This is a genomic window from Pseudomonas nicosulfuronedens (genome assembly GCF_005877905.1).
GTDB lineage: Bacteria > Pseudomonadota > Gammaproteobacteria > Pseudomonadales > Pseudomonadaceae > Pseudomonas > Pseudomonas nicosulfuronedens.
The window spans coordinates 1-4,046 of record NZ_SWDV01000087.1 but is presented as its reverse complement, the minus strand read 5'-3'; the positions used below and the strand labels follow the sequence as shown (position 1 = coordinate 4,046).

4 protein-coding genes are annotated in these 4,046 nt (G+C 61.0%); 3 read left to right on the top strand and 1 reads right to left on the bottom strand.

Going from position 1 to position 4,046, the window contains the following annotated elements:
- The 3 genes from FAS41_RS30330 to FAS41_RS30320 all read left to right on the top strand — a co-directional run.
- Positions 1–1,254 (top strand): zonular occludens toxin domain-containing protein (locus FAS41_RS30330; RefSeq protein WP_138526964.1); only part of this gene is annotated, 1,254 nt, incomplete at its 5' end.
- A gap of 239 nt (positions 1,255–1,493) precedes the next feature.
- Positions 1,494–2,786, top strand: a complete 1,293-nt coding sequence (locus FAS41_RS30325; RefSeq protein ID WP_138526963.1) for a hypothetical protein — start codon at positions 1,494–1,496, stop codon at positions 2,784–2,786.
- On the top strand, positions 2,783–3,775 hold the full coding sequence (locus tag FAS41_RS30320; RefSeq protein ID WP_138526962.1) for a phage integrase: 993 nt from the start codon (positions 2,783–2,785) through the stop codon (positions 3,773–3,775). The genes FAS41_RS30325 and FAS41_RS30320 overlap by 4 nt, the downstream gene beginning before the upstream one ends.
- Before the next feature lie 12 nt (positions 3,776–3,787).
- Here the strand turns inward: FAS41_RS30320 and FAS41_RS31085 are convergent.
- The coding region (locus FAS41_RS31085; RefSeq protein WP_218939149.1) for a hypothetical protein at positions 3,788–4,046 on the bottom strand (259 nt) is incomplete at its 5' end.

The following is a 4,046-nucleotide window of genomic DNA, read 5'->3' as shown; positions in this document are numbered from 1 at the left end:
GGCTCGTACAAAACCTCCGGCGCGATCCAGGACGATGCCGTCCCCGCGCTCAAGGACGGCCGCGTCATCATCACCAACGTCCGGGGCTTCACCCTGGAACGGGCCTACACCGTGTTCCCAGATCTGCCCAACACCGCGCAGATCATCAACCTCGATCTGGAGTCGCTGGCCGACCTCGAAAAGATGCGGACGTGGTTCCAGTGGGCACCGCGGGGCGCGTTCCTGATCTTCGACGAAACCCAGCTGCTGTTCCCCAAGTCCTGGCGCGAACGCGATCTGGAGAAGTTCGACTTCCCCGGTGGTCCCGAAGCGGCACACGAAGCCGACCGCCCCATGGGCTGGCTCGATGCCTGGACCCGGCACCGCCACTTCAACTGGGACATCGTCCTGACGACGCCGAACATCAGCTACATCCGCGACGACATCCGCATGACCTGCGAGATGGCCTACAAGCACTCCAACCTCGCAGTGATCGGCATCCCTGGTCGCTACAAGGAGGCCCAGCATGACGCCCAGCTCAACCGACCACCTGCAGACGGCACCATCGTCGAATACAAGCGAATCAAAAAGCAGACCTTCCGCCTCTACCAGTCCACCGCCACCGGCAAGACCCAGGACACCAAAGCCGGCAAGAGTCTCTTCCGGTCGCCTAAGTTGGTTCTTCTACTGGCACTGCTGGCCGGCACTATTGGCTTTGTCAGCTATATGGGACCTCTCAAGGTCGTCGGTGGCGGGGCTCAGCAAAAGCCTGATCCAGCCGATCCTCAGCCGGCTGGCTCGGCTCATCCTCAAGGGCCTGCTGTACCTGCTCAAGCGCCTGTTGCTGCGAATCGCGCTCTTTATGCTGGTGCTGTTCTTGGCCAATCAGGTGTTCCGGCTCTTCCACTAGCTGAGCATCCCTTCGCGGGCCGGCAGATCGCAGTGGCGGCCCGCGTGAAAGGGCTGGTGAAGGGCATGCAGCGCGAGATGTACATGTTCGTCATCACCGATGCCGAAGGGCGCCGGCTGATGCTCAATTCCTGGCAGATGGGCGAGTCCGGCTACGGCGTAAAGGCCCGCTCCGAATGCGTGGCCGAGCTCTCCTACGGTGAGTACCACGAAACCATCGTGTGTGCCGGAGCCTTCCCCAAGCCGGCGCAGATGCCTGCCACCGCGCCCGCAATGGCCGCTACCGCACCGCCAGCACCCGCACAGCCCACGCTCACCATCGTCCCCGACTCCGAATACCCGGCACGCCCCTGGAGGACCCAATGACCCTACACGGCCTGATCAACGCCCTCGGGCTGCTTGCACTCGCCTATGCGCTCGGTTTCCTCACCGCCCTGCAGGTCATGCAGCCGGTGTCGGCGTTTCCGTTTTGAGTCGGCGAGACGCGCCGCCGGCCGGGAGCGCCAGGCACGAGCGGTAGGCCGAAGGCGCGGCCGACGACCCTGTAACACGTCGGATAGCTAACGAGTAAGCACCTCAATAAACCTCATTGAAGGTACGAAAGAATGAAAAAGGCAGTTCACCCCCTCCGCCTGATCCTCAAGGAGACCGGGGATTTTTATGAGTCGTCCGAAGGACGGATTTTCATGGACCCGAGCAACGGCAGATTCGCCGACCTGTCGGGTGTGCGCTTGCTGCGCTGTGGCGTCGATACGGTGCGGCAGCTGTACAACGGCATGATCCGCCCGGAAGTGATGGCGCTGTTCGATGAGCCGGAAGACATCGTCAACTTCGCCGGCTACAAGTGGGCCAAGGGCCGCATCGGTCGGGACTCGGGCTACCAGTACCGCCTGCAGAACGCCGACATGGGCCTGATCCTGCTGATCAAGAACCACAACGTGAAGCTGGAGAACATCGGCCCGCACCTCAAGATTGAGGTGTCGCCCCACGCCCTGGATGGTGCCGATCCGAAGATCCTGCAGGGCGTAATGGATGACCTGGGCGCAGGCGTTCTCTCCGCCTGCGAGGTGAACCAGTGCGCCGTCCACATCGCCCTCGACGTCCAGGGCTGGACTCCACCGGCAGATTTCGTGGATCGCATGCACTGCCGCTCCCGGCGTGTTCGCCAGATCAGCGGCATCGACCGCATCGAGTACGACGGCAACGCCTCGGTCTATGGGCGTGGTGAGACCTTCATGTTCGGCTCGGCCAATGGCCTGCAGATGTGCCTCTACAACAAGACGCTGCAGGCGAGAGCGACCGACAAGCTCGACTATTGGGAGTCGGTGTGGGCCTCCCTGAACGGCGATCCTTTCGGCGATGGCGAACCCGCCTTCAACCCGCTGGAAACGGTATGGCGCATCGAGTTCCGCTATCACCACTCGATCATCCAGCAGTTCTCCGAAGGCTCCACGATGACCTCTGGCGAGGTGATCGGCTGCCGCACCTATGAGGGCCTCTGCCCGCACCTGCAAGGTCTCTGGCAGTACGCCTGCGACAACTACAAGCTCATTTCCCGGGAAGGGATCTTCGACGCCTTCTGGTCGCTGATCAGCCTCGACACCAAGGTCCAGGTGGAAGCCGATCCGCTCATCGAGCGCACCGAGTACCGCCGCTACTACAAGACCGCGCAGGGCTTCTCCGGCAAGAACTGCGAGATGTTCCTGGGCCAGTTCGCCAGCCTGATTGCACGGGAGCGCATCCCACCAAAAAAAGCGCTTGAGGTCGGGAGAACGCTTCCCTTCTGGCATGTGATCGAAGACCACTACACCGCCAAGGGCTACAGCACTCGCGACCTCGAAAAGCACGTCATCGGATTGATCAACGATCGCTACATCAGGCGGGGCTACGCGATATGACCGCGCGCAAGGATGGGAAGACGTGGACGGCTGACTTCTACGAGAACGGCCGCTCCGGTCGCAGGATCCGCAAGAAGGGCTTCGCCACCAAGTCCGCAGCCATTCGCTACGAACAGGACTTCTTCACCGTCCTGGGCGAGACAGGCCGCCCGCTGGATGATCGCCTCTCGGATCTGGTGAAGGTCTGGTACGACCTCCACGGCTGCACCCTGAAGGATGGCAAACAGCGCCTGGCTCGCTGCCAAGCATTGGCTGAACGCCTTGGAGATCCGCAGGCCTTTGAGTTCGATTCGCTCGCGTGGGCACGTTACCGGCAACGTCGTCTGACTGAGGTGAAGCCGGAGACGGTCAACCATGAACAGCGTTACCTGTCGGCCATCTTCTCAGAACTGATCCGTCTCGGTTCGTGGCACAAGGCGAACCCGCTGGCCAATGTCCGGCAGATCAAGACCGATCAGGTCGAACTGACCTTCCTCACCCTGGATCAGGTCGCCCAGCTCCTCGAGGAGTGCAAGGCCAGCACGAACAACCATACGTACCCGGTAGCTCTCCTGTGCCTCGCAACAGGTGCCCGCTGGGAAGAAGCCGAGAGCATCGCCCGCGGGGCTGTGCATGGGGGAAAGGTCCACTACCACCGGACCAAGAACCGTCAGAGCAGGTCAGTGCCGATCCCGGCCGAACTGGAGCAACTGATGTTCAAGGTGGGCATGCCTGGAACCGGCCGCCTCTTCATGTCCTGCCGCGCCGCCTTCCGTTGCGCCTATGAGCGCTGCGGATTCCAGACGCCAGGGCAACTGACCCACATCCTTCGCCACACCTTTGCGAGCCATTACATGATGGGAGGAGGGGACATCCTCACGCTGCAGCGGATCCTGGGGCATTCGTCGATCACGATGACCATGCGGTATGCGCACTTGTCGCCGGAGCATTTGGAGTCAGCGATGCGCTTGTCACCAATCGCGCAGGTCAAAATCACATTGGGCAACTAAGTTTAGGGAAAGTCATTCCTTGTAGTTGCTACAGGTTGCCGACGTAATAATTCCGCGACTGGCCCATATTTGGAGGCCGAGGTCCGTGAAGTCATAGCAGCTCTTTACGTCGCCATCATCGAACGCGACGGTCGTCTCGGTATCATCTGCCACCTGTTTGAGAAGTGTGCCTAGTTCGATGATGTTGGCACCTATAAAATTCAGGCCCTTGTACCAAAAGTCTCGATACGAGGTGATTGATACGACCAGCCCGTCTTCGGTGTTAATGTAT

What these genes read in the sequence shown, in the direction of transcription:
- FAS41_RS30325 (WP_138526963.1), top strand. Translation starts at nt 1,494, where the DNA reads ATGAAAAAGGCAGTTCACCCCCTCCGCCTGATCCTCAAGGAGACCGGG.
- FAS41_RS30320 (WP_138526962.1), top strand. Translation starts at nt 2,783, where the DNA reads ATGACCGCGCGCAAGGATGGGAAGACGTGGACGGCTGACTTCTACGAG.